Source organism: Endozoicomonas sp. ALB032, from assembly GCF_049310125.1.
Taxonomy (GTDB): Bacteria; Pseudomonadota; Gammaproteobacteria; order Pseudomonadales; family Endozoicomonadaceae; genus Endozoicomonas_A.
In genome coordinates this window covers 3,673,579-3,695,665 of the sequence record NZ_JBLYNW010000001.1, presented here as the reverse complement: position 1 = coordinate 3,695,665, position 22,087 = coordinate 3,673,579, and the positions used below count along the sequence as shown (strand labels likewise).

Below are 22,087 nucleotides of genomic sequence, written 5' to 3'. Positions count from 1 at the left end.
TCTGCGTATTTGATTAGCTGAAGCCTGCCAAAGATAAATAACCCTCTGTCTGATGGTCTATCCTGCTATGCAGCATCGAATTTGTTCTGGATTGGGTGCGCCGGACAACCGATTGGACGAAAAGTATGGGATTGGCAAAACGGACAGTCTATCAACAATAATTTTTATACTTGTTCACACAGACCAGACAATTTATTCCTGACTGGCAGGGTGAATGACGGATTTCAGGGTGGCATGAAAAAAACTTATTATTCACTGGGTGCTTACGGACTTCTTTTTTTCTGTCTTGCGATTCAAGTGGCAACAATACCCCAGGCAGTGGCCGAGAATAGTCTCTCTGAGCCCATGTCATTAAGTTCGCTGTTCCCCTTGCTGGCCACTGTTTACCGGAATATGCCCGAAGCAAAGAGCCCATTGCCTGACCTGAATCCGCCACCGCAGCCATCACATCATCCCGGAAACATTTCATGCTCTTTTGATACCACCGTTTCAGTCGTTGCGCCGCAATACCACCAGATAAAGCTACAAATCGCCCTGGCTGAAGGCCATATCTGGCAATCTTCAGGCAATAATGAACCTTTGGATCTGGAGCCCCGTCATCTGCCCAGTGCGGTAAGATACATTGACCCAACGGGACATTGTCACGAGCACTGGGTTATTCAGGGTGTTACCATACAAGACATTCCACCAGACATCGACCCGGAAGACCCTGAAAACAGCCTGCCACCATCACTGAGGAATAATTCTGATTTACCCACACCCTTTAATTTCACCCATCTTTTTGCAGGTAATGGACTGGATAGATCTGATAGCAATGACCTTGACGCAGTACAAAACCCGTTAACCCATCTCCTGCCTGCCCCCTACCCCCTGTCAATCCGTTATGCTGAATCCGGCCTGTCGGTTTTATTCCAGGATTCAATGTGGCTAAGGCTTAATCAGGAAGAATCGCTGGTTCTTGCGCCTTCGGAGTTTCCTGCCGTGGCCAAAGTCAGCGATATGTCCGATGAAAACTGGCCGCAACTCATTGCGGCTGAGTCTGTTCACAGGAATACCGATGGTGTCAGGTCTGTCTTGAGATGGACTAATAGGCTGATACAGAACGCACTGTCCGATGATCCGTTATTAAGATTTCTGGCATTCATTCACGGGACAGCCTTTCTGGTACAGGACAGTAATGGACAACTTTCATACATCATCCAGCGCAACGGCAAGCTGTTATCCATCAGCAGATTCGAAGCCCACTTAAGGTTAAGTCTTTATAGCCAGAGCTTTCTTGAGTCACTGTATCCGGAGATTTTCGGGCCATCGCTCCCCGCAGGTGGCGGCTGGCATGAATGTAACCGCTGGGTTCGCAAGAAGCCTTTTCATCCCTATGAGAGGTCTGAACGTGATGCCAGTAACGGTTCTGGTGCTCAAAGACCTGTAAATCCTGAAGGCGGGAATAATGAAGGAAATGACAGATCGACTCGATCTGAAGCTCATGCAATGCATTACTCAGAACAAACCCGGGAACCCGGAACAGCATCTACCGAAAAGGATGGGAGGCAAGCACAGATAAACCGGCAGAAAGTTGACGCTATTTACGATTATCAACCTCCGGAAAACCGCGATGAAACGCCCATTCCGTTATACGCTACCGCTTTTCTTAATGGCAACCAGCAACATTTGTATTGTCCGGTTTGCACTGAGTTCATTACCGGAGAAGCGAAAGCCTGCACTTCGAGTGTTCCTCACAGTGTCTGCATTGACTGTTTTGACGAAATGACTAAAGCAAAAGTGAGAAACATCAAAGAATGCATTACTTGCAGTGAGAAAATGCATAATCATTCATTCAACTATGAAGACGCTGCCGCAGTTGTCATGTTCCAATGTCCGTTAGGCTGTGGGCACAGTTGCCCGCTGGCATTCATAAAGAACCATATCAAAGAGCAGCATACCCCCGGTTCATCCGAAGATCGATCAGTGACTATGAACCAAGAAGAGGAAGAGCAGGCGATGCCTCCGGGGAGCGTGTTATTTTATGGTGTGCCTGTAATGGCAGAAGATAAAGACAGGGTCGAGCAATTTCTTCATATCTGCCGGCAGATTAATGATCCCGAACACCTGCAACTGGCAGGCGCATTTACCCGGGTCTTCGAGGCACTTCAAAACAGGCCCGAACAGTCAGCCAGTGTTCATTCTGGACGGGATAACACAGACGTGACCAGTCATCACCCGTCGTATGCTTTTTTCAATTCCAGAGAGAAAAATCTTGATTCGGCATACTTGCAGTGTGTCAGAAGTACTGATGAACAAAGCGCCAAATGCCGTTTTTGTAACGTACGCATAGGGTTGAATCAAAATGTGATGGATATACGGGAACATTTAAGCAAATGCTCTAAAATCGGTTTCTGCCCTAACAGAGATGATGGCTGTTCTTTTCAACATCAGTCTGCCCTGATGCCGACACACTTGTTAAAATGCCGTTATAACAAAGTTAAGTGCCAAATATGCCACCAACAGGTAGCTTTGACGAAAATGAGCAGGCACAGGAAAAACTGCCTTGCCAGTATACGACTGAATCAGGATGATGCCTTATTTTATGACAGAACTGAGCAGAAGCCTGTTAGGCTCTGGGGTCAAGATAAAGAGGAGGCGATTCCAGTGTTTAAGAAGCCAGGAGAAGATACCTACTATTGCAAAATTTCAAAGCTTTTTTATGAATCAATAACCAAAAGAGGACACGTATGGGGAAAACACTCTATAAAGTTTATCTGCGTTAACCCTGATTATTCCGATGGTTTTTCTGTAGATTTCAGATTTGATACCTTTGAAGGTAGTCTGTCTCTCCTTATATTTCCGGAAGCAGAACATCGCCGTATGGCACTACCCGTCGTTTTTAACGGAAAAGGTGAAAAGCTGGAAGACATACCCTTTGTGATGCGGGGAGATTCCTCATGTGATCTCTGTGGTTACGAGGTTCATCTTGATACGATGACTCATCCAGATCCGTACCCAATATGCCTGACAGAATTACTTTTTAAAACCGTGTATAGTAAGGACAGAGGTCGTCACAACAATGGTTTTCCTGAATGTGTTTACGTTCAGATTAAACTTACCCCGGTTGGCCAGCAGCGTAAGTCCCCTGACCAGAGGTAAAACGGCATTATCGGCCCTGAGATTAAGCTGATCATCGCCTTGATCGAAGTCTCTGGGAAATTTTTTCTCCTCGTCCGCTAGGTGCAAAGTTTCAGGGTAGAGTGTTTTATCCAAATGCCCCGTTTGCTTTAAGTGCTCTGAGTAGAACTCACAACCAGGATCAAATGCACGATTGTCTCTGACCTCGTAGGGTTGCAGGGCAGTCCAGTAGAGGATCTCCTGAGCTGAGCGAGTCAACCATGAACGGTATTGGGTATCGTCTAATTCCGTAAATTCTTGCAAGGTAGTAGCTAGAGCGTTAGTCGCTATCCTTCTGCAAAAGGCGCCGGACGGCAGAATTCCATGGCCAGAATACCGATTCCTGCGGTGTAGAAACCGATACCTGCCCCCGCTGCGGCCTGGCTGCTGATCCAGATGCTGGAGGGTTTCAGCATCATCCGCATAATCAGGCAATCAGGGCAAGGATGCCTTTTGCTGCACGACTCAGAAAACGCAGAGGCTCAAGTGATAGCGAGGGATCACTTATTGACATCCTCCCCCGCTGATTCAAAGAAATCAGCAGGGGATTCCTTTACAGGTGCTACTCTCTCACGATTTCACACAGGTTTCTGCTTCATGGGTATGGCACAAAGGACTTACATTACCTCCACAGACTTTACTTTCCCTCTGCCCGAGGGTAGGTCTACAAAATGCTTTTCGACAATGACAGACATAACAAAAGAGAAGAATCATTAAATGAAGTCATCAATCAGTTGTGCAGGCTCTTTGTCCAGACGATCCGGATCAAGACTCCAGCGACAGTTTTTAGAAAACTGGCTGCTGAGATAATCCGCCTGCTCCGGCAAAATCCGGTGGCTATTCACTAAAGCCAGATATTCAGCGGCATTCGGTCGATAGGGTAGCGCCACCAGTGTCATATCCAGTTCATCCAGCAAACGATCACTTTTGAATTGATTGCATCGCTTGCAGGCAGCCACCACATTCATCCAGTCGTCTTGTCCGCCCCTTGAGGTAGGCAGAATATGGTCACGGGTCAAAAACCGGCGTGCCAGGAACTTGCCACAATACATGCACTGGTGATTATCACGTTCAAAAAGAGAAGTGTTAGTTAAGGCTGGATTTGTGCGGGCAGGGAAGAGTCGTTTACCACCACAAGCAATGATGCTGGGTAATTCAATGACCGTCTGGGCGCCAAGCCATCGGTTATAGCCACCTCTTACCCGATAAATGATGTCACCAAGGCTCCAGCGGATCAGGTCTCTCGAGTAGAGACAGACTGTCTCCTGCCAGGTCAGCCACTCCACCGGTTGTCCGGCAGCATTCAGTCGCAGAATATACATAATTCAGCTCCCGTTTTTTCATCCATGACCCTCTTTTATTAACTTATCGAAATGAAATGCACTTGCCAATGCCCTATTCCCGACAACTGTTTGTTAACAATTGAACTTTTGTTCAAAAAACACAGGCAGGAACTGCATTTATTTTAAATCAGAATTGACTCCTATACTGACTTTCTGAAACCACAACCCAACCAGAGTTGGAAACGCAGACACGCCGTAACGGATTCTGATAGTCTTTTTTCAAGGGACGGAGCTTGTCTCCCCTGCAACAGAACGACAGCGAAGTAATAATACTGGAAGTAACCATCCTGGATGTAAAACCGGGCCAGGAGGTCGGGTTTGAACGAGCCTTTGTTCAGGCACAGGACACCATTGCCAGCATAAAGGGTTACTTCTACCATCAGCTACAAAAACGTCTGGAGAAGGATAGCCTTTATCTGCTTTTGGTAAACTGGGAAACACTGGAAGATCACACTGAAGGCTTCAGAGGGTCAGAAGAGTATCAGGATCGGAAACGGTTACTGCATCACTTTTATGATCCCTTTCCAGAGGTGGATCACTACACCCAAACTTTAATAAGTAGTTTCCCCCCTGAATAAGCTATGAAGCAAACTTCATAATATACGGTCACCCAGCAAGAAGAATCAGGCCAATGTCATCAAAAAGAGAACCTGTGTTTTATCTGGATCTATTACGAGTTGTGGCCGCAGTAGCTGTGATCATTATCCACGTATTGGGACCCTATCGTGACCTTTACGGGCAAATTCCGATGTCGGACTGGCTCACAGCGGTCACTTTTAACAGTTTTTCCCGCTGGTGTGTTCCTATTTTTATCATGATCACCGGCATGTTGTTTTTATCAGACAAACGCCCTTTTGACCTGGATTACTTCCTCAGACGACGGGTGATGAAAGTTCTGGTGCCCTTCCTTTTCTGGGCCATGTTTTATTCCTTTCTGGCAGGACTCTCACCCACTTTTGATTACCAGTGGACCAGGGCCATTGATACCCTGAAAGAACTTCCCTATAAAAGCACCTGGTACCACCTTGGCTTCTATTACTATTTTATTCCTCTTTATCTTGTTATTCCTTTTCTAAGGCCTGCCGTTCACATCATGCCCGATGATCTGCTTAAATTTATGGCCGGGGTCTGGTTATGGCTGACATTGAGTTATTTGATCAGGATCGAGACTTTCTGGCATATCAATACTCTCCTGTACGGGGGTTATTTAATCTGGGGTTATTGCCTTGCAAAGTATGATACCCGCAAACATCAACCATTGATTATTCTTGGCGGTATTCTTGGACTGGTGCTTACTTTAGGTGGTGTGCTCTGGCTCAGCACCGAAAAGGGAATGTACAGCTTTGGTCGATTTAACTCCTATAAAACCATTAATACCGTTCTTGTGGCGACCATGGTCTTCTGTCTTGCCAAGCACTATGGCGACAGGATTCAGGGTAGAAGCAAAAACATTATTTCCATGTTCAGCCGTTACAGTCTGGGCATCTATCTGGTACATCCTCTTCTGCTCTGGCCCGTAAGAGCCTACGACCTCTACCCAGCCAGCGCCATTATCATGATTCCCTTCTGGACTGTTGTGACCTTACTGGCCAGTACCGCTTTCGTCTGGCTACTCAGTCGAAGTCGTTTAACCCACTGGATGGTTCCCTGATCTAAAGAATGTCGCAAAAGTAGCGGGCAAGAGACCAGATTCTATTCGATAACGGGGAGGTAAAACTCCCCGCTGAAAAGCTATCTGGCTATCTGGCTTTCAAGCACCTTATAATGCCCTTCTAACTGTCCAAACTGATCAGGTAGCATTATGTCTAAAAGCGTGATTTGTGACATTGACGGCGTAATTCTGCATGACAACACCCTGATTCCTGGCGCTGATGATTTCATTCATAGCATGCAGGAGCGGGACATCTCTCTGATCATGCTGACCAACTACCCCTCCCAGACCGAAAAAGATCTGCAAAACCGCTTTGCTTCTGCTGGTATCACTATCCCGGAAAGTTGCTTTTTCACTTCCGCCATGGCCACCGCAGAATTCCTTAAACGACAGGAAGGTCAGAAAGCTTATGTTATTGGCGAAGGTGCCCTGATTCACGAACTGTATAAGGCAGGCTTTACCATTACCGATATCAATCCGGACTTTGTCGTCGTGGGTGAAACCAGGAACTATAACTGGAACATGATCCACACCGGTGCCCGATTTGTCTCTGAAGGGGCACGCTTTATTGCCACAAACCCTGATACCCACGGTCCCAATATGTCTCCGGCCTGCGGCGCACTCTGTGCTCCTATTGAGCGGATTACGGGCAAAAAGCCATTCTACGTAGGTAAACCCAGTGCCTGGATTATCCGTGCCGCCCTGAACAGGATGGGGTCACACTCAGACAACACTGTTATTGTGGGTGACAACCTGCGCACTGATATTCTTGCAGGCTTTCAGGCGGGCCTTGAAACCATTCTGGTTTTATCCGGTGTGTCCCGCCTTGCCGATATCGATCAGGTTCCTTACAAGCCCAACCATATTTTCGATTGTGTAGCGGATATTGATATTATCTGAGCCGGTTTAATCTCAGACAGAATTTGAGTGATCTGAATGCCTGCCTCACAGATAACGATCAGTCTTTCTCTTTTTAGTCCTTTTGACGTTGTATCTAACGCCAGAGCCGGCTACCGACATAGCTCTGGCAATGGACTTCTCCAAGGCAGTTCTGAGTTCTGGAAACGACTCCCACCGGTCAAAGCCGTTAATATAATCTCTGGCAATGCCCGCCATCTCTTCCAATCGTTTTGAAGGATTTTTAACACCAATACCTTTGCCAAATCTCACCAGTTTGTCTTGATCTGAAATATTCATATTTAAATAACTCATCAAGATCATCCCATGTGGGTCTTTCAGCATCTTTAACCGTCAGCTCCAGGCCCAGCAACCCAAGATAATTGTTCAGAGCCCACAAAGCTCCCCGATATCGATCGTTTTCTATGGCTGAGATAACACTTCGGGTGGTTTTAGCCTGTTTAGCAGCCTCGGTCTGATTCCAATCCCTGGCTTTTCGGCGATCTCGACATTGCTGTCCAATAGTATTCATTTTCATCAATTATGAATGCATATACATTCACTATGACATAGGTTCACATTATGAACTTATATACATTCATTTTTAGTTTGAAAAATCCTGTTTAACTTCTGAGGAAGCATCTTTCCAAACGGGAAACTCAGAGCCTTGATTTCGGCTCTCTCTGCAGAGCATCCTGATCCATCCCGCCTGCCAGAAACTCAATGAGGAACCGGGTCTGCTGAACAATATGTTCCGGTGTCCAGGTCTCAGGGTCCAGACGGCACTGCTGATCCCAGCGAGCTACCGTGTGAACGACCATGGAACCCAGGAAAGTGAGCCGGGCATGGCGCTCTTTGAAACTCAAGTGTGGCAAGGTGGTAGCAAATGCTTCAGTCATACGAACCAGAGAGCTGCTTCTGGGGGTATCCATGGCAACGATCTGTTGATTGCCACGCTGGAACAGCTGACTGACCAGACTGGTATAGGAGCTATCTTCTCTTGAGCCTGTAAGGTTTTCCATGTAGGGAAGCAATAGAACCTTAACTAAATCTCTGGTTGTTGGAGGTTCCTTGCGGTTAAGGAGTTCATCCAGCATCTCGTGACGTTTTTGGTTGAGAGGGATCATCCGGAAATCCAGAATTGCATTAATCAATCCGGCCCGGTCACCAAAATGGTACTGAACAGCAGAGTTATTCTTCTGTCCTGCAGCTCTGGCTATTTCACGATCCGAAACAGCATCGAGCCCTCTTTCGGCTATCAGCTTTTCCGCTGCTCTTATCAGTGCTTCCTTAGCGTCTGTCAGACGTATAATTGCATTCATAGTGTTGCCACAAAGGTTAAGCTATCTAGCTTAATTACTCACTTTAATATCATTCAAAAAGAACGAGCCAACTCAGTTATAAAGGCTGCCCGCTGTCGTAGACCGCCTACGTTGTCTGGCAGAGAAATGCCGATCATAAAACCCTTTTGCCGTTCTCAATGATGAGACACTGGCAGCACTTCCTGTTCAATGCCGTTTAATAGCAGTATTTAAAGCTTCTTAAATTGAACGCAAGCTTAACACCTGTAGTCTTTGAGGGCGAACCCCAGTGAGAGCTGAAGTCTTAATTCCGCTGCACCGGTTAAAAAATGGCTTCCATTCTCCCTGTCCCGAAGAGGGTGTTCCTTGTCAGCCTGTGTTCTCCTGAATGCTATGGGCAGGGTGAAGGACAGCCAAGCCAGCTCCCTGGTTTGGAAGAGATTATTGTAGATTAGAGGGACTTATTCGCAATTTAGTTAGCTTCACTTACCTTAATGTTATGAACTTTCATTCTAAAACCGTTTCCAACCTTCATTAATCAATTTTGAAAAGCCTCTCAAGGAGAGAATACAAACTGACTATGGAGTAACCAGACATGTTTTCCCCTGTAGAAAGAAATCCCAGCATTAACGATTCACTCTCACATACACTTAAGCAATCCCGATCAGAGGAAGCGCCAAGGGGTATAAGTGCAGGTAGGAACGTCACTGTGTGTGACAAAAATGAATCTTTATTCCTCAGTTTGCCCCGCATACCAACATTGATGATTATTGGCCATTTAAATTTTCGAGAGGTCACCGGTTTAGCAATGGTATGCAAACATTTTCACACATTTATTAAAACAAATAAGACTGTGGAAAGAGCCTGGTATCGCCGGTTTCCTTCACCACACCAATATCAACTCAATACCATTGCTACGACAAAAAAAGATGAGGAAAAACTCCGTCATTGGCTGCAGCCGTTCGCATATGAGGACACCATCAAGTCACTTATAGAACAACGAAATATGACTCATTTTCCTGCCGACCTTCTTTTCACCAACAGTAAACTGATGTCTCAATGTGAAAAATTTGAATTAGTGGAAAAAAACAAATTTAGCCATAGTAATACAATCTGCAAGGCTACCTTCAGCGCCGATGGCTACCATCTGGTGAGCACCGGTATGGATAAAAAGGCGATAATCTATGGCCAGAAGATCAATGGGTCATGGGTACAAGAAGCCAAAATCCCCCATGACTGCTGGCTCAGATTCGCCATCTTCAGTCACGATAGTCGTCATGTGGTGAGCGCCGGTATTCATGATGGCAAAGCGAAAATCTGTGGTCAGGGTGACGATGGATCATGGCAAGAAATAGTCACTATTCGCCATAAAGGTGTTGTCCTCTCTGCCACCTTCAGCGCCGATGATCACCTTGTAATGACCGCCAGTTCGGATGGAGTGGTGAAAATCAATGGACAGGAGACCTATGGATCCTGGGAACAAAAAGCCACTATTAACCATAATGGTTCGATCGTGTCAGCCAGTTTAAGCTTCGATGGCGGACATCTGTTAGTTATCGATTCAGATAACACCATAACAATCTATGGTCAGGAAGAGGATGGATCATGGAAAGTAAAAACCGCCATTCACCATGAGGATAATGTCCGCTCTGCCACCTTCAGCACGGATGGCCACCATCTGGCAACCGCCAACGTGGATGGTACGGCAAAAATCTATGACCTGCTGGACGATGGATCATGGAAAGCAATAACCACGATTTCTCATCGTGATAAGGTCTACTCAGCCAACTTCAGTAGCGATAGCAACCGTGTGGTGACTGCCAGCGCTGATCGCAAGGCGAAAATCTATGTCCGGAAGGCGCCCGGATCATGGGAAGAAGAAGCCACCATTGAACAACAGGGGGCAGTCACATCAGCTGACTTCAGCGCCGATGGCCGTCATCTAGTGACCGCCAGTGATGATCACACGGCGACAATCTATGGCCCGAAGGCGCCCGGATCATGGGTAAAAAAAACCACCATTACCCACAAGGGCTGGGTCCGATCAGCCACCTTTAGTGCCGATGGTTGCCATGTATTGACGATCGCCAACAAAGACAAAGAGGCTCAAATTTATGGTCTCGGAGGCGATGGGTCCTGGGTCAAAAAAGCCACTATTCGGCGCAAGTCGAGGATCGTGTTAGCCACCATCAGCAGCGATGGCCGACATGTGTTGACCATCAATGCATCTCATCAGCTGAGAATCACTGAACTGCAAAGGAAAGACCAATTACATGTGCCTTAAGGACATTGCAAGCAAAATGGGTGGACATAAGAACGTCTGCTGGAATGGGCAAAAAATCCGGGTCCCACCTTAATCCCTGTATTCAACTTTCAACAATAAGCATTTACGTTGACTCCAAGAAGTGGAACACTAAGATTATATTCTGAAGTTATTTATCCGATAACTGACGTTTAGATGGATGTACAGAAAGATCTTCGGGACTGTAGCCACAAATTGAAATGCTTTAGCCAATCAATGCCTATAGTCTAAGAACAATTTAAACAAAGATGCTTTCAATGAGTTACCTGACATTCAACTTCAATCTGGGTGAAACCAATGATCTGCTGAGAGAGCAGGTCAGGCAGTTTTGCGATCATGAAATTGCTCCGCTTGCACAGGAAATCGACAGGAGCAACCAGTTCCCCATGAACCTCTGGCAGAAGTTCGGAGAGATGGGTTTGCTCGGTATAACAGCAGAAGAAGAGTTTGGCGGTTCTGGCATGGGTTATCTCGCGCATGTCATCGCTATGGAAGAGATCAGCCGCGCTTCCGCCTCCGTTGCACTCAGTTATGGCGCACACTCCAATCTGTGCGTAAACCAGATCAGTTGCAACGGCAACTTAGAACAGAAGCGGAAATACCTTCCCAAGTTGATTAGTGGTGAGCACATCGGCGCGCTGGCCATGAGCGAGCCCAACGCAGGGTCTGATGTTATCAGTATGAAACTGAAAGCCGAAAAAAAAGGCGACAGATATATTCTGAATGGCAATAAAATGTGGATCACCAATGGCCCTGATGCCCACACCTACATCATTTATGCCAAAACCGAACCCGGAAAAGGCTCCCGGGGAATCACCGCATTCATCGTTGAACGAGACGCCAGGGGTTTCTCTCGCGCTCAAAAACTGGACAAACTGGGCATGAGAGGCTCGAACACCTGTGAGCTGGTGTTTGAAGATTGCGAAGTGCCTGCAGAAAATGTACTGGGCAACGTCAATGAAGGGGTAGCTGTACTCATGAGTGGTCTGGACTATGAAAGGGTCGTTCTGTCCGGTGGCCCGACCGGCATTATGCAAGCCTGTATGGATATCGTGATCCCCTACATCCACGATCGTAAACAGTTTGGCAAATCCATTGGTGAATTTCAGTTGATTCAGAGCAAAGTGGCTGACATGTACAGCCAGATGAATGCCAGTAAAGCTTACCTTTATGCGGTTGCAGCAGCCTGCGATCGTGGTGAAAGTACCCGAAAAGACGCAGCCGGTGTCATTCTTTATTGTGCTGAGCGAGCTACTCAGATGGCACTGGACGCCATTCAGATTCTGGGAGGCAATGGCTACATCAATGAATACCCGACAGGTCGCCTGCTCAGAGACGCCAAACTTTATGAGATAGGTGCTGGTACATCAGAAATCCGTCGTATGCTGATTGGCAGGGAGCTGTTCCAGGAGTCATGCTAACAGCGACACGCAGTATTGCCCCTTCAGGGAACCATGCTGCCATAACAAGAATAATAAGCTCTCAAACAGCCATGGCCTTGGCATGCTGGATGTGATCTGACCTCTATCGCAACGCTGCAAGACTATGTGCAAACGAAACGGCTTCATCAGAGGCGATCAATATGCCCGTATTATCTTCAAAAGTGGCACCCGACAGTCCCGAATTCCACAAGAACCGGCGACATATGCAGGCCCTGGTAGACCAGATCAATACACGCTTTGAGACCATTGCCCGGGGCGGCAGTCAAAGATCCAGAGAAAACCATATTGCCCGAGGTAAACTATTAGCCAGGGATCGTATTGCCCAGTTGCTTGATCCCAATTCTCCCTTTCTTGAAATAGGCCGTTTTGCCGCCACAGACATCTATGATAATGACGCTCCCTGCGCCGGTGTTGTTGCAGGTATAGGTTTTGTTGCTGGCATCGAATGTATGATCCTGGCCAACGATGCTACTGTGAAAGGCGGCAGCTACTTCCCGCTTACAGTAAAAAAGCACCTGCGCGCCCAAACCATAGCTGAACAAAATCATCTTCCCTGCATTTACCTGGTGGATTCCGGAGGGGCCAACCTTCCCTATCAGGATGAAGTATTTCCAGACAGAGAACACTTCGGTCGCATCTTCTTTAACCAGGCCAATATGTCTGCCAAAGGAATCCCCCAGATTGCAGCGGTTATGGGCTCCTGTACGGCGGGAGGAGCCTATGTGCCGGCTATGGCAGACGAAACCATTATCGTCAGAAATCAGGGCACCATTTTTCTGGCAGGACCACCGCTGGTCAAAGCCGCTACCGGTGAAGAGGTCACGGCAGAAGAACTGGGTGGAGCCAGAGTTCATTGTGAACAATCCGGGGTGGCTGACCACATGGCCGAAAATGATGCCCATGCGCTTGAACTTGTGAGACACGCCATTGGCAGATTGAACAAAAAGAAAAAACACTCCGTTGCATTAGAAAAGCCTGTTCCTCCAGTCTATGATCCTGGCGAGCTCTATGGCCTTATCCCTTCTGATCTGAAACAGAATTATGACGTTCGAGAAGTCATTGCCCGAATCGTCGATGGCTCCGAATTTGATGAATTCAAGGCCCGCTATGGCAACACTCTGGTCTGCGGCTTTGCCAGAATTCATGGTCACCCGGTCGGTATTTTGGCTAACAACGGTGTTCTTTTCTCGGAATCAGCCCAAAAAGGGGCTCACTTTATTGAATTATGCTGTCAAAGACGTATGCCTTTGATTTTCCTGCAAAACATCACAGGCTTTATGGTGGGTTCAAAATATGAAACTGGAGGCATAGCGAAAGACGGCGCCAAAATGGTGAATGCAGTAGCCTGTGCAACCGTGCCAAAGCTCACCGTCATCATTGGCGGCAGTTTTGGTGCTGGCAACTACGGTATGTGTGGCCGGGCTTATGATCCAAGATTTCTATGGACCTGGCCCAATGCAAGAATTTCGGTCATGGGCGGTGAACAGGCCGCCGAAGTTCTGGCCCAGGTTAAAAAAGACAGCCTGGTCCGAAAGGGAGAAACCCTTTCTGCTGAGGAAGAGGCCGCCATAAAAACACCGGTCATCGAAACCTATGACCACAAGGGCAGCCCGATTTATGCCAGTGCCCGGCTCTGGGACGACGGCATTATTGACCCCGTCAATACCCGTGACATTCTGGGACAGAGCCTTTCTGCAACCCTCAATGCGCCCATTGAAGAGACTCGCTTCGGCGTGTTCAGAATGTGAGCCAGGGAAGTAATACCATGAGCAACTCTCTCATTATCGAAACCAGCGGCAATGGTGTTGCCACCATTACCATGAATCGTCCGGAAGTGGGCAATGCCTTTAATGCCGAACTGATCAGCGAACTGATTGATGCCCTGAAACAGCTGTCTGGCGAAGAGACTCGACTCCTGCAACTGAGGGGCTCCGGCAAACATTTTTCTGCCGGAGGTGACCTTAACTGGATGAAGAACGCTATTCATCTCAGTGAACAGGAAAACTACGACGATGCACGTACACTATCAGAACTGCTCTACACCCTGAATCACTTTCCTGCACCAACTATGGCGGTGGTTCAGGGTGCTGCATTCGGTGGTGCCATAGGACTGATTTGTGCCTGTGATATCGCAGTTGGCGCTGACAACACCCGATTCAGCCTGAGTGAGGTCAGGATTGGCCTGATTCCAGCCGTCATCAGCGCCTACGTTGTACAGGCCATTGGCACCCGTCAAGCTCGTCGTTACTTCCTCAGTGCGGAAGTCTTTTCCGGAGAAAAAGCACTTGAGTTGGAATTGCTGCATGAACTGGCGCCTGAATCAGAACTTGATGCCAAAGCCGATGAACTGACCCAACAGCTTCTGGGGAATGCTCCGGCAGCGACCCGACTGGCAAAAAGCATGCTGCACAGTATTCATAACAGGCCCATTGATGATGAATTTGTTGAACTGGCTTGCCGGGAGATAGCCCGGATCAGAGTTTCTCCGGAAGGTCAGGAAGGTCTGGCATCATTCCTTGAAAAACGCAAACCTTCATGGAGACAGCCATGAGCAAGAATACAGCCATGAACTCGGACAACAGTCTCCAGAATGTAAAGCATTTCCATAAAATCCTCATTGCCAACCGGGGTGAAATCGCCTGCAGGGTAATAAGAACCGCCAGAAAACTGGGAGTCAGAACAGTCGCAGTCTACTCTGATGCGGATTACCAGGCCCTTCACAAAACCCTGGCCGATGAGGCTTATTATATTGGCCCTTCACCTGCACAGAAAAGCTACCTGTGCAGCGACAAACTGATTGAAGTAGCAAAACAATCCGGTGCCCAGGCAGTACATCCCGGCTATGGGTTTCTGTCTGAGAATGCCGACTTTGCCCTCGCATGTCATGACGCCGGTATTCACTTCATTGGACCCGGGCTCGAAGCCATCAGAGCAATGGGTTCAAAAAGTGAAGCCAAAACCCTGATGGAAAAAGCCGGTGTTCCTATTTGTCCCGGTTACCACGGTTACGATCAGTCTGATGAAACCCTGAACCTGGAGGCGGAGCGCATCGGTTACCCCCTGATGGTCAAGGCCGCCCTGGGTGGCGGCGGCAAGGGCATGAGAATTATTGAGCATCACGACCAGTTACAGGAAGGCCTTCAGGCGGCCCGAAGAGAGGCCCTGAAAAGTTTTGCCGATGACCACTTACTTCTGGAGTCGTATATCACCCAACCTCGCCATGTAGAAGTTCAGATCTTTTTCGATCATAACAATGAAGGTGTTTATCTCTTCGATCGTGACTGCTCCTTGCAGCGACGTCATCAGAAAGTCATCGAAGAAGCCCCCGCACCTGATCTTTCCGATGCCATGCGAAAAAGTATGGGAGAGGCAGCAGTCTCAGCGGGTAAGGCGATACAGTATCGCGGAGCCGGTACGGTTGAGTTCCTGGTCGACGGTGAACGTTTCTACTTTATGGAAATGAATACACGACTTCAGGTCGAGCATCCGGTCACTGAGGCAATTACCGGACAGGATCTGGTTGAATGGCAACTGGCTATTGCCGCAGGTGCATCCTTACCTCTGACCCAGGACCAGCTGCAATGTCATGGTCATGCCCTTGAAGCTCGCATTTATGCCGAAAGCCCCGATCATGATTTTTTACCCTCTTCAGGGAAAATCATGAACTTGCAATGGCCTCAGGCAGTAGATCACGTCCGCATCGATACAGGTATACGACAGGGAGATTATATTTCCAGTCACTATGATCCGATGCTGGCAAAACTGGTAGTCTGGGCTGAAAATCGTGAATCTGCTATTGATAAAATGTCCCGAGCTTTGTCTGACTATCAACAGGCTGGCTTAAGTGATAACCGTGATTTTCTGATGCATCTGGTCAATGAGCCCGCTTTCAGAGAAGCTGGATTATCCACACAGTTTATTGATCAGCATCCACCTCAGACAGAGCTGAACCATGATCAACTACGAATGTCGTTGATTGCAGGAGCCCTTTATCAATTCCATCAATCTCAATACGAGGGGTCGTTACCGGCTGCTTCAGCACCGTCTCAAATGACTCTCTTTCTGAACCAACAACCCTATCTGATTTCACTGGAAAAAGTGTCTGAAGGATTCAGGGTGAGTCTGCCTGATGGCTATTGTCAGGCTGATATCCACTGGTATGAGGCAGAGTCTGGTTGTTTGTCGGGACAACTGTTGATTGGCGATCACACAGAGTTCTCTTCGACACAATTAACATCACAATGTCGTGTGCTTCCCCTACCGGAAGCCAGACTGAAAATATTCTTCCCGCACTTCAGTGTCGAGCTGTGTCTTTCAGGACAATGCCTGACCGCTCACGATGGTTCTGAAGCCATGTCAGCACCAATGAACGGAACCGTCAGCTCTGTCATGGTCTCAGAGGGACAGCAGGTCAATGCCGGAGCCCCTTTAATGGTTATGGAAGCCATGAAAATGGAACATACCATTCATGCTCCCTGCGGCGGAATGATTGAGTCGATCTTTTACAAGGAAGGCGACAGAGTGGACGCTGGTTCTTCACTCATGAGTTTTCAGGAAGCCTTGAGCAAGGGTACAAAGGAAAACGAAAATGCTGCCTGAATCTGTCCGCATTGTTGAAGTTGGCCCCCGTGACGGGCTACAGAATCTGCCAACGCCAGCGTCTTCAGAAACCCGGGTAGAACTGGTCAACTTACTGTCTCAGTCTGGTCTTGAGCACATTGAAACCGGCAGTTTCGTTTCCTCCAACTATGTTCCCCAGATGGCGGGCTCGGATCAGGTATTCCAGACCATTAAGCGACAAAGTAACGTTGTTTACACGGCTTTGACCCCCAACCTCAGGGGGATGGAAGATGCCCTGAAGGCAGGAGCGGACGAGGCCGCAGTGTTTGCCTCAGCTTCCGAAGGTTTCAGTCAGAAAAATATTAACTGCTCCATTGCCGAGAGCCTTAAACGTTTTGAACCGGTTATGGAGTTGGCCAGACAGAATAATATGCCCGTCAGAGGCTATGTTTCTTGCATTATCAGTTGTCCTTATGATGGTGCAACCTCACCTCGGCAAGTGGCTGAAGTGACTAAAGCGCTCTATCAAATGGGATGTTACGAAGTATCCCTTGGAGATACCCTGGGCACAGGAACACCTCTTCGGGTTAAAAGAGTTCTGGAAGCCTGTTGTCGTGAAGTGTCTATCAAACACCTTGCTGCTCACTATCACAATACTTACGGACAGGCATTAGCCAATATTTACGCATCTCTTGAGGAAGGTCTGGCGGTAGTAGATTCGGCGGTTGCAGGTCTGGGTGGCTGCCCCTATGCACCGGGAGCCTCTGGCAATATTGCGACTGAAGATGTGCTCTATCTGATGGAAGGTCTGAACATCAAAACCGGCGTGCAGATGGACAAGCTTTTGAAGGCCGCTGCCTTCATCTGTCATCAACTGGGTATTCGTTCTCACTCGAACACTGGACTGGCTTTGGAAAGAATAAAGCAGGATCGCATATGACACAGCTCTGGACACCTGACGAGAGCCGGATTCAATCATCAAATCTTCATACATTCATTCAGTCTGTCAATGAAAGCAACGTTCAGCAACTGACTGACTACCACTCCCTCTATGACTGGAGTGTCAGCGATCGTTATGCTTTCTGGGAAAACCTGGCAAAATTTGTCGATATTCAATTTCACACCCTACCCTCTGCCATCTGCAACCATGATCAAATGCCGGGAGCAGAGTGGTTCCCGGACTCGACTCTCAACTATGCAGAACACATGCTGCGACATGGCAAAGATGCTGAGAAGGCTACAAAAGATGCGCTGGTTTTCAGACGCGAAGACGGCCACCGTACCACCTTGAGTTGTGGCGAACTGACTAAAGCGGTCGCGGCAGCTCAGGCAGGACTGAAAGCGGCAGGGGTCAGCAAAGGAGACAGGGTAGCAGCTTTTATGCCCAACTGCCCTGAAACCCTGATCATGATGCTGGCTACTACCGCCCTGGGAGCTATCTGGTCGTCCTGTTCGCCAGACTTCGGTATTCAGGGCGTTCTGGACCGTTTTGGGCAAATCACACCAAAAGTACTGCTCAGTATTGATGGCTATTTTTATAATGGTAAGCCGATTCAGTGTCTGGAAAAGGTTCAATCCCTTCAGGCACAGATCCCTTCTATCGAACAAACCGTCATTGTGCCATTCCTGAGCGGTGATGCCGATATCAGTTCCCGAACCTCATCGGTCTTATACGACGATTTTATTATTCAAGACATTGATACACCTGAGTTTGTAGCGGTGGACTTTAATCATCCTTTGTTCATTATGTATTCTTCCGGCACGACCGGAGCCCCAAAGTGCATCGTGCATGGACATGGCGGAACCCTTCTGCAACACCTGAAGGAATTGTCTTTACACACGAATTTAAAACCCGAAGACATTATCTTCTACTTCTCTACTTGCGGCTGGATGATGTGGAACTGGCTGGTTTCCTCTCTTGCTTTGGGTGCCACTGTCGTTCTTTATGATGGTTCCCCTTTCTATCCCGAACCGCGAAGTCTTATAGATATGGCGGAAGAAGAAGGCATCACTGTTTTTGGCACCAGTGCAAAATACATTGCGGCATTGGAAAAAGCCGGGGTTAAGCCTGCTGAATCTCACTCTTTACCAAGGCTGAAGACTATTCTGTCTACGGGCTCTCCTCTGCTTCACGAGAGCTTTGATTACGTATACCGGCACATCAAAAAAGATCTGTGCCTGTCTTCTATTTCTGGTGGCACCGATATCATCTCCTGCTTTGCTCTGGGCTGCCCTGCCTTACCAGTTAATAAAGGGGAGATTCAGTGCCGCGGACTGGGAATGGACGTTCAGTTTGTCAGCCCTGAAGGCAAGCCTCTGTTGGAAGAGAAGGGTGAACTGACCTGTCAGAGCAGTTTTCCATCCATGCCCAATGGATTCTGGAATGATCCCGAAAATAAAAACTATCACAAAGCCTATTTCAGCCAGTTCCCGGGTGTCTGGGCCCATGGAGACTTTGGTGAGCTGACTGAAAATAAGGGGGTGATCATTCACGGTCGGGCAGATGCTGTCCTGAATCCGGGTGGCGTAAGAATCGGGACTGCGGAAATTTACCGACAGGTTGAAAGGGTAGAGCAGGTGCTTGAGAGCATTGCCATTGGTCAGGAGTGGAAAGGCGATATCAGGGTTGTTCTGTTTGTTAAGTTACGAGATGGTGCCACACTGGATGACGAACTTATCCACGAAATTAAAAAGGCCATTCGAGACAATACAACGCCCCGTCATGTGCCTGCGGTTGTACTACAGACACCGGATATTCCCAGGACCATCAATGGCAAGATTGTTGAGCTGGCCGTTAGGGATGTTGTCCATGACAAACCAGTTGCCAATGTCGAAGCCCTGGCGAACCCGGAAGCTTTAGAGTATTTCCGAAAGCGACCAGAACTTCAGGATTAAGGGGCTGTCGCCCTTGAGGCAGCAGTTTGTCAATGCGCTTTGGAAACCTCCCGATCGACAGGAGCGCCCACCACAAACTGATACAGATTTTCGTAGGATTCTCAAGTATGGGTTCCAAAAAGAGGATCTGGAGTCTCTTTCAAAGCCTCACTTACCTGCTTAAGGTCTTCCTCCGTCAGAATCGCTTTTATCGCCGGGATTAAAACCCTGTTTTCTTTCTTTATGTGAGCCCTTTGCAACTCAACGTATTTTTGATATTCCGCCAACAGCTGATTGACCGGGATAACCTGATCCATAGCCAGAGCATTGAAGCGCTCTATCAAACTGGTGGTTAACTGACGTATTTCTTTATGTTCAGCCTCTACTTCTGCCATAAGATTGCGCTGGCTGGCATCAGTCAGTCTCGGACGGAGACGGGATAGCAATCGGGATTTCAGTGGGTGATGGAAGCTGTCCGGATAATTATGCAGGTAATCCAGAACATCGAGGATCAGTCAGACTTTGGGTGTACGCTGACTGTCATCTTTGTATCCGGCGTGATCCAAACAATCGAGCAGCCGCAAAAGGTGCTCATGATCCTTCACAAGTCTATTGATCGGCAGCGACATAGCACACTCCCTCCCTTGTTCTTCTTAATTATGAAATGCCAGCTCTGAAAGAAAACTTAAGGGATCTTCAAGACATTCAGACATTTCAGCCCGGGGCTCGAGAATAGACAGCCCTCTATGGAGTCAAGTGAATAAAAACCCTCTCACATTCTGAAAGCTGGATCTATTCTATTTACAGAATATTTCCGAAGGGTTGCTCCAATGCCTTATTTTGCCACTATTCAAGTCAACCTGCTCAACAACCATTTGAGCAGGTTCGCAGAATAACTGCAGTCAGCCGTAATCCAGAAGTTCTTGAGTCAAAGGAGTTGTTGGAGTTTTGCGACAGCCTCTTCATACGGAGACTGAATTCCCGTAACCTTAAAAAGGTAATGGTTTCACTCTGAACAATAAAAGTAATGAACTGTAAGGAGCCCTGACATGAGTGCTCAAATCAACCATTTCATCGCCGGCTTGCCCTCTGCACCCAGCGCACGACAGTTACCCGTTTTTAACCCTGCTACCGGACAGCAGGAAGCTTCTGTTTCTCTGGCCAGTGCCATGGAGGTCGAGGTTGCTATAGCCACAGCCAAACAGGCTTTTGAGCAATGGCGAAATGTCACCCCACTAAATCGCGCAAGACTTCTCTTCAAATACAGGGAACTGGTTGAAAGACACCGTAATGAGCTGGCTGAAATGCTGACCAGAGAACATGGAAAAGTTCTGGAAGATGCTCATGGCGATATTACCCGTGGATTGGAAGTCGTAGAATTCGCTTGTGGTATTCCTCACCTGCTGAAAGGGGAATACACAGAAAATGTGGGAACTGATGTGGATGCCTGGTCCGTCAGCCAACCCTTGGGCGTAGTGGCCGGAATCACACCTTTTAACTTCCCGGCCATGGTTCCCATGTGGATGTTCCCCCTGGCCATTGCCTGCGGTAACACGTTTATTCTCAAACCTTCAGAAAAAGACCCCTCAGTTCCTTTCCGTCTGGCCGAGTTGATGAAAGAAGCCGGTCTTCCCGATGGTGTTTTGAATGTGGTCAATGGTGATAAGGAAGCTGTTGATACTATCCTCGCCTCAAGGGATGTTCAGGCCGTCAGTTTTGTTGGCTCTACAGCTGTTGCTGAGTATATCTATCAGAAAGGCTGCCACCACGGAAAGCGCGTTCAGGCTCTGGGTGGAGCCAAAAACCACATGGTTATTATGCCAGATGCTGATCTTGATCAGGCCGTTGATGCACTGATAGGTGCTGCCTATGGTTCTGCGGGCGAACGCTGTATGGCTATTTCTGTTGCAGTTGCTGTGGGTGATGTAGCGGATGCACTGATTGAACGCCTGACTCCGAGAGTGAAAGCCTTGAAGGTGGGTAACGGTCTGATGTCTGGTATTGAACTGGGTCCACTCATCAGCCAGGAGCACCGCAGCAAGGTATCAGGTTATGTGGATGCCGGTATTGCCCAGGGTGCCAAACTGGTCGTGGACGGCAGAAATTTTTCCGTTGAGGGCCACGAAGAGGGTTACTTTCTGGGCGGCTGCCTGTTCGACAATGTTACCACCGATATGTCCATTTACCGGGAAGAGATATTCGGACCGGTACTGTCGATAGTACGAGTGCCTGATTATGAGACAGCGGTCACCCTGATCAATGATCATGAATACGGCAACGGTGCTGCCATATTCACTCGTGATGGCAACAGTGCCCGACAGTTTGCCCATGACATCCAGATCGGCATGGTCGGTATTAATGTACCCATTCCAGTCCCAATGTCATTCCACAGCTTTGGCGGCTGGAAGCGGTCTCTGTTTGGTCCACTGCATATGCACGGCATGGAAGGTGTGAAGTTTTATACACGTCGCAAAGCTATTACTTCTCGTTGGCCAATCGGAATCAGACCAGGCGCAGAGTTTGTCATTCCTACCATGAAATGAATAGCCACTGAACAT

Annotated in this window: 17 protein-coding genes; 12 read left to right on the top strand and 5 right to left on the bottom strand. The window is 48.0% G+C overall.

The window, feature by feature from the left end; translation table 11 throughout:
• The first annotated feature begins 234 nt into the window (after positions 1 to 234).
• The gene (locus ACO6VG_RS13945; RefSeq protein ID WP_422408878.1) at positions 235 to 3,141 is read left to right on the top strand and encodes a hypothetical protein; all 2,907 of its coding nucleotides are present in this window, start codon (positions 235 to 237) and stop codon (positions 3,139 to 3,141) included.
• 731 nt (positions 3,142 to 3,872) lie between these two features.
• Here the strand turns inward: ACO6VG_RS13945 and ACO6VG_RS13940 are convergent.
• Positions 3,873 to 4,481, bottom strand: a complete 609-nt coding sequence (locus ACO6VG_RS13940) for an HNH endonuclease (RefSeq protein WP_422132869.1) — start codon at positions 4,479 to 4,481, stop codon at positions 3,873 to 3,875.
• Between the two features lie 254 nt (positions 4,482 to 4,735).
• Here ACO6VG_RS13940 and ACO6VG_RS13935 point away from each other — a divergent pair, with 254 nt between their 5' ends.
• From ACO6VG_RS13935 to ACO6VG_RS13925, 3 genes are all read left to right on the top strand, one after another.
• Positions 4,736 to 5,080, top strand: a complete 345-nt coding sequence (locus tag ACO6VG_RS13935) for an antibiotic biosynthesis monooxygenase family protein (protein WP_422474374.1) — start codon at positions 4,736 to 4,738, stop codon at positions 5,078 to 5,080.
• 53 nt (positions 5,081 to 5,133) lie between these two features.
• Positions 5,134 to 6,153, top strand: a complete 1,020-nt coding sequence (locus ACO6VG_RS13930; RefSeq protein WP_422132867.1) for an acyltransferase — start codon at positions 5,134 to 5,136, stop codon at positions 6,151 to 6,153.
• 150 nt (positions 6,154 to 6,303) lie between these two features.
• On the top strand, positions 6,304 to 7,053 hold the full coding sequence (locus ACO6VG_RS13925; RefSeq protein WP_422132866.1) for an HAD-IIA family hydrolase: 750 nt from the start codon (positions 6,304 to 6,306) through the stop codon (positions 7,051 to 7,053).
• 45 nt (positions 7,054 to 7,098) lie between these two features.
• Here ACO6VG_RS13925 and ACO6VG_RS13920 read toward each other — a convergent pair whose 3' ends face one another.
• From ACO6VG_RS13920 to ACO6VG_RS13910, 3 genes are all read right to left on the bottom strand, one after another.
• On the bottom strand, positions 7,099 to 7,365 hold the full coding sequence (locus ACO6VG_RS13920) for a hypothetical protein (protein ID WP_422137144.1): 267 nt from the start codon (positions 7,363 to 7,365) through the stop codon (positions 7,099 to 7,101).
• Positions 7,295 to 7,582, bottom strand: a complete 288-nt coding sequence (locus ACO6VG_RS13915; RefSeq protein ID WP_422137080.1) for a helix-turn-helix domain-containing protein — start codon at positions 7,580 to 7,582, stop codon at positions 7,295 to 7,297. The genes ACO6VG_RS13920 and ACO6VG_RS13915 overlap by 71 nt, the downstream gene beginning before the upstream one ends.
• Positions 7,583 to 7,709: 127 nt before the next feature.
• Positions 7,710 to 8,372 carry a TetR family transcriptional regulator gene (locus ACO6VG_RS13910; protein ID WP_422474372.1) on the bottom strand — a complete coding sequence of 221 codons (663 nt, stop codon included), beginning with the start codon at positions 8,370 to 8,372 and terminating at the stop codon, positions 7,710 to 7,712.
• 574 nt (positions 8,373 to 8,946) lie between these two features.
• Here ACO6VG_RS13910 and ACO6VG_RS13905 point away from each other — a divergent pair.
• From ACO6VG_RS13905 to ACO6VG_RS13875, 7 genes are all read left to right on the top strand, one after another.
• Positions 8,947 to 10,635, top strand: coding sequence for an F-box/WD repeat-containing protein (locus ACO6VG_RS13905; protein ID WP_422474370.1), 1,689 nt, complete (start codon positions 8,947 to 8,949; stop codon positions 10,633 to 10,635).
• Between the two features lie 275 nt (positions 10,636 to 10,910).
• The gene (locus ACO6VG_RS13900) at positions 10,911 to 12,074 is read left to right on the top strand and encodes an isovaleryl-CoA dehydrogenase (RefSeq protein ID WP_422474368.1); all 1,164 of its coding nucleotides are present in this window, start codon (positions 10,911 to 10,913) and stop codon (positions 12,072 to 12,074) included.
• A 161-nt stretch (positions 12,075 to 12,235) separates the two neighbouring features.
• Positions 12,236 to 13,843: a carboxyl transferase domain-containing protein gene (locus ACO6VG_RS13895; RefSeq protein ID WP_422474366.1), complete on the top strand. Its 1,608-nt coding sequence runs from the start codon at positions 12,236 to 12,238 to the stop codon at positions 13,841 to 13,843.
• Positions 13,844 to 13,860: 17 nt separating this feature from the next.
• Positions 13,861 to 14,646: an enoyl-CoA hydratase-related protein gene (locus tag ACO6VG_RS13890; RefSeq protein WP_422474364.1), complete on the top strand. Its 786-nt coding sequence runs from the start codon at positions 13,861 to 13,863 to the stop codon at positions 14,644 to 14,646.
• Complete coding sequence (locus ACO6VG_RS13885; RefSeq protein WP_422474362.1) at positions 14,643 to 16,694, top strand: acetyl/propionyl/methylcrotonyl-CoA carboxylase subunit alpha; 2,052 nt, start codon at positions 14,643 to 14,645, stop codon at positions 16,692 to 16,694. Before ACO6VG_RS13890 ends, ACO6VG_RS13885 begins: the two co-directional genes overlap by 4 nt.
• A complete protein-coding gene (locus tag ACO6VG_RS13880) occupies positions 16,684 to 17,595 on the top strand; it encodes a hydroxymethylglutaryl-CoA lyase (RefSeq protein WP_422474360.1) in 912 nt (303 codons plus the stop codon). The genes ACO6VG_RS13885 and ACO6VG_RS13880 overlap by 11 nt, the downstream gene beginning before the upstream one ends.
• A complete protein-coding gene (locus ACO6VG_RS13875; protein ID WP_422474358.1) occupies positions 17,592 to 19,550 on the top strand; it encodes an acetoacetate--CoA ligase in 1,959 nt (652 codons plus the stop codon). Before ACO6VG_RS13880 ends, ACO6VG_RS13875 begins: the two co-directional genes overlap by 4 nt.
• 101 nt (positions 19,551 to 19,651) lie before the next feature.
• On the opposite strand, the gene ACO6VG_RS13870 is transcribed toward ACO6VG_RS13875, so the two are convergent.
• Positions 19,652 to 20,029 carry a hemerythrin domain-containing protein gene (locus ACO6VG_RS13870; protein ID WP_422140072.1) on the bottom strand — a complete coding sequence of 126 codons (378 nt, stop codon included), beginning with the start codon at positions 20,027 to 20,029 and terminating at the stop codon, positions 19,652 to 19,654.
• A 549-nt stretch (positions 20,030 to 20,578) separates the two neighbouring features.
• On the opposite strand from ACO6VG_RS13870, the gene ACO6VG_RS13865 reads away from it, so the two are divergent.
• Complete coding sequence (locus tag ACO6VG_RS13865; protein ID WP_422132857.1) at positions 20,579 to 22,072, top strand: CoA-acylating methylmalonate-semialdehyde dehydrogenase; 1,494 nt, start codon at positions 20,579 to 20,581, stop codon at positions 22,070 to 22,072.
• Positions 22,073 to 22,087: the final 15 nt, after the last annotated feature.

Coding starts and splice junctions, on each gene's coding strand:
- ACO6VG_RS13945 (WP_422408878.1), top strand. CDS start 235: ATGAAAAAAACTTATTATTCACTGGGTGCTTACGGACTTCTTTTTTTC.
- ACO6VG_RS13940 (WP_422132869.1), bottom strand. CDS start 4,481: ATGTATATTCTGCGACTGAATGCTGCCGGACAACCGGTGGAGTGGCTG.
- ACO6VG_RS13930 (WP_422132867.1), top strand. CDS start 5,134: ATGTCATCAAAAAGAGAACCTGTGTTTTATCTGGATCTATTACGAGTT.
- ACO6VG_RS13925 (WP_422132866.1), top strand. CDS start 6,304: ATGTCTAAAAGCGTGATTTGTGACATTGACGGCGTAATTCTGCATGAC.
- ACO6VG_RS13920 (WP_422137144.1), bottom strand. CDS start 7,365: ATGAGTTATTTAAATATGAATATTTCAGATCAAGACAAACTGGTGAGA.
- ACO6VG_RS13915 (WP_422137080.1), bottom strand. CDS start 7,582: ATGAATACTATTGGACAGCAATGTCGAGATCGCCGAAAAGCCAGGGAT.
- ACO6VG_RS13910 (WP_422474372.1), bottom strand. CDS start 8,372: ATGAATGCAATTATACGTCTGACAGACGCTAAGGAAGCACTGATAAGA.
- ACO6VG_RS13905 (WP_422474370.1), top strand. CDS start 8,947: ATGTTTTCCCCTGTAGAAAGAAATCCCAGCATTAACGATTCACTCTCA.
- ACO6VG_RS13900 (WP_422474368.1), top strand. CDS start 10,911: ATGAGTTACCTGACATTCAACTTCAATCTGGGTGAAACCAATGATCTG.
- ACO6VG_RS13895 (WP_422474366.1), top strand. CDS start 12,236: ATGCCCGTATTATCTTCAAAAGTGGCACCCGACAGTCCCGAATTCCAC.
- ACO6VG_RS13890 (WP_422474364.1), top strand. CDS start 13,861: ATGAGCAACTCTCTCATTATCGAAACCAGCGGCAATGGTGTTGCCACC.
- ACO6VG_RS13885 (WP_422474362.1), top strand. CDS start 14,643: ATGAGCAAGAATACAGCCATGAACTCGGACAACAGTCTCCAGAATGTA.
- ACO6VG_RS13880 (WP_422474360.1), top strand. CDS start 16,684: ATGCTGCCTGAATCTGTCCGCATTGTTGAAGTTGGCCCCCGTGACGGG.
- ACO6VG_RS13875 (WP_422474358.1), top strand. CDS start 17,592: ATGACACAGCTCTGGACACCTGACGAGAGCCGGATTCAATCATCAAAT.
- ACO6VG_RS13865 (WP_422132857.1), top strand. CDS start 20,579: ATGAGTGCTCAAATCAACCATTTCATCGCCGGCTTGCCCTCTGCACCC.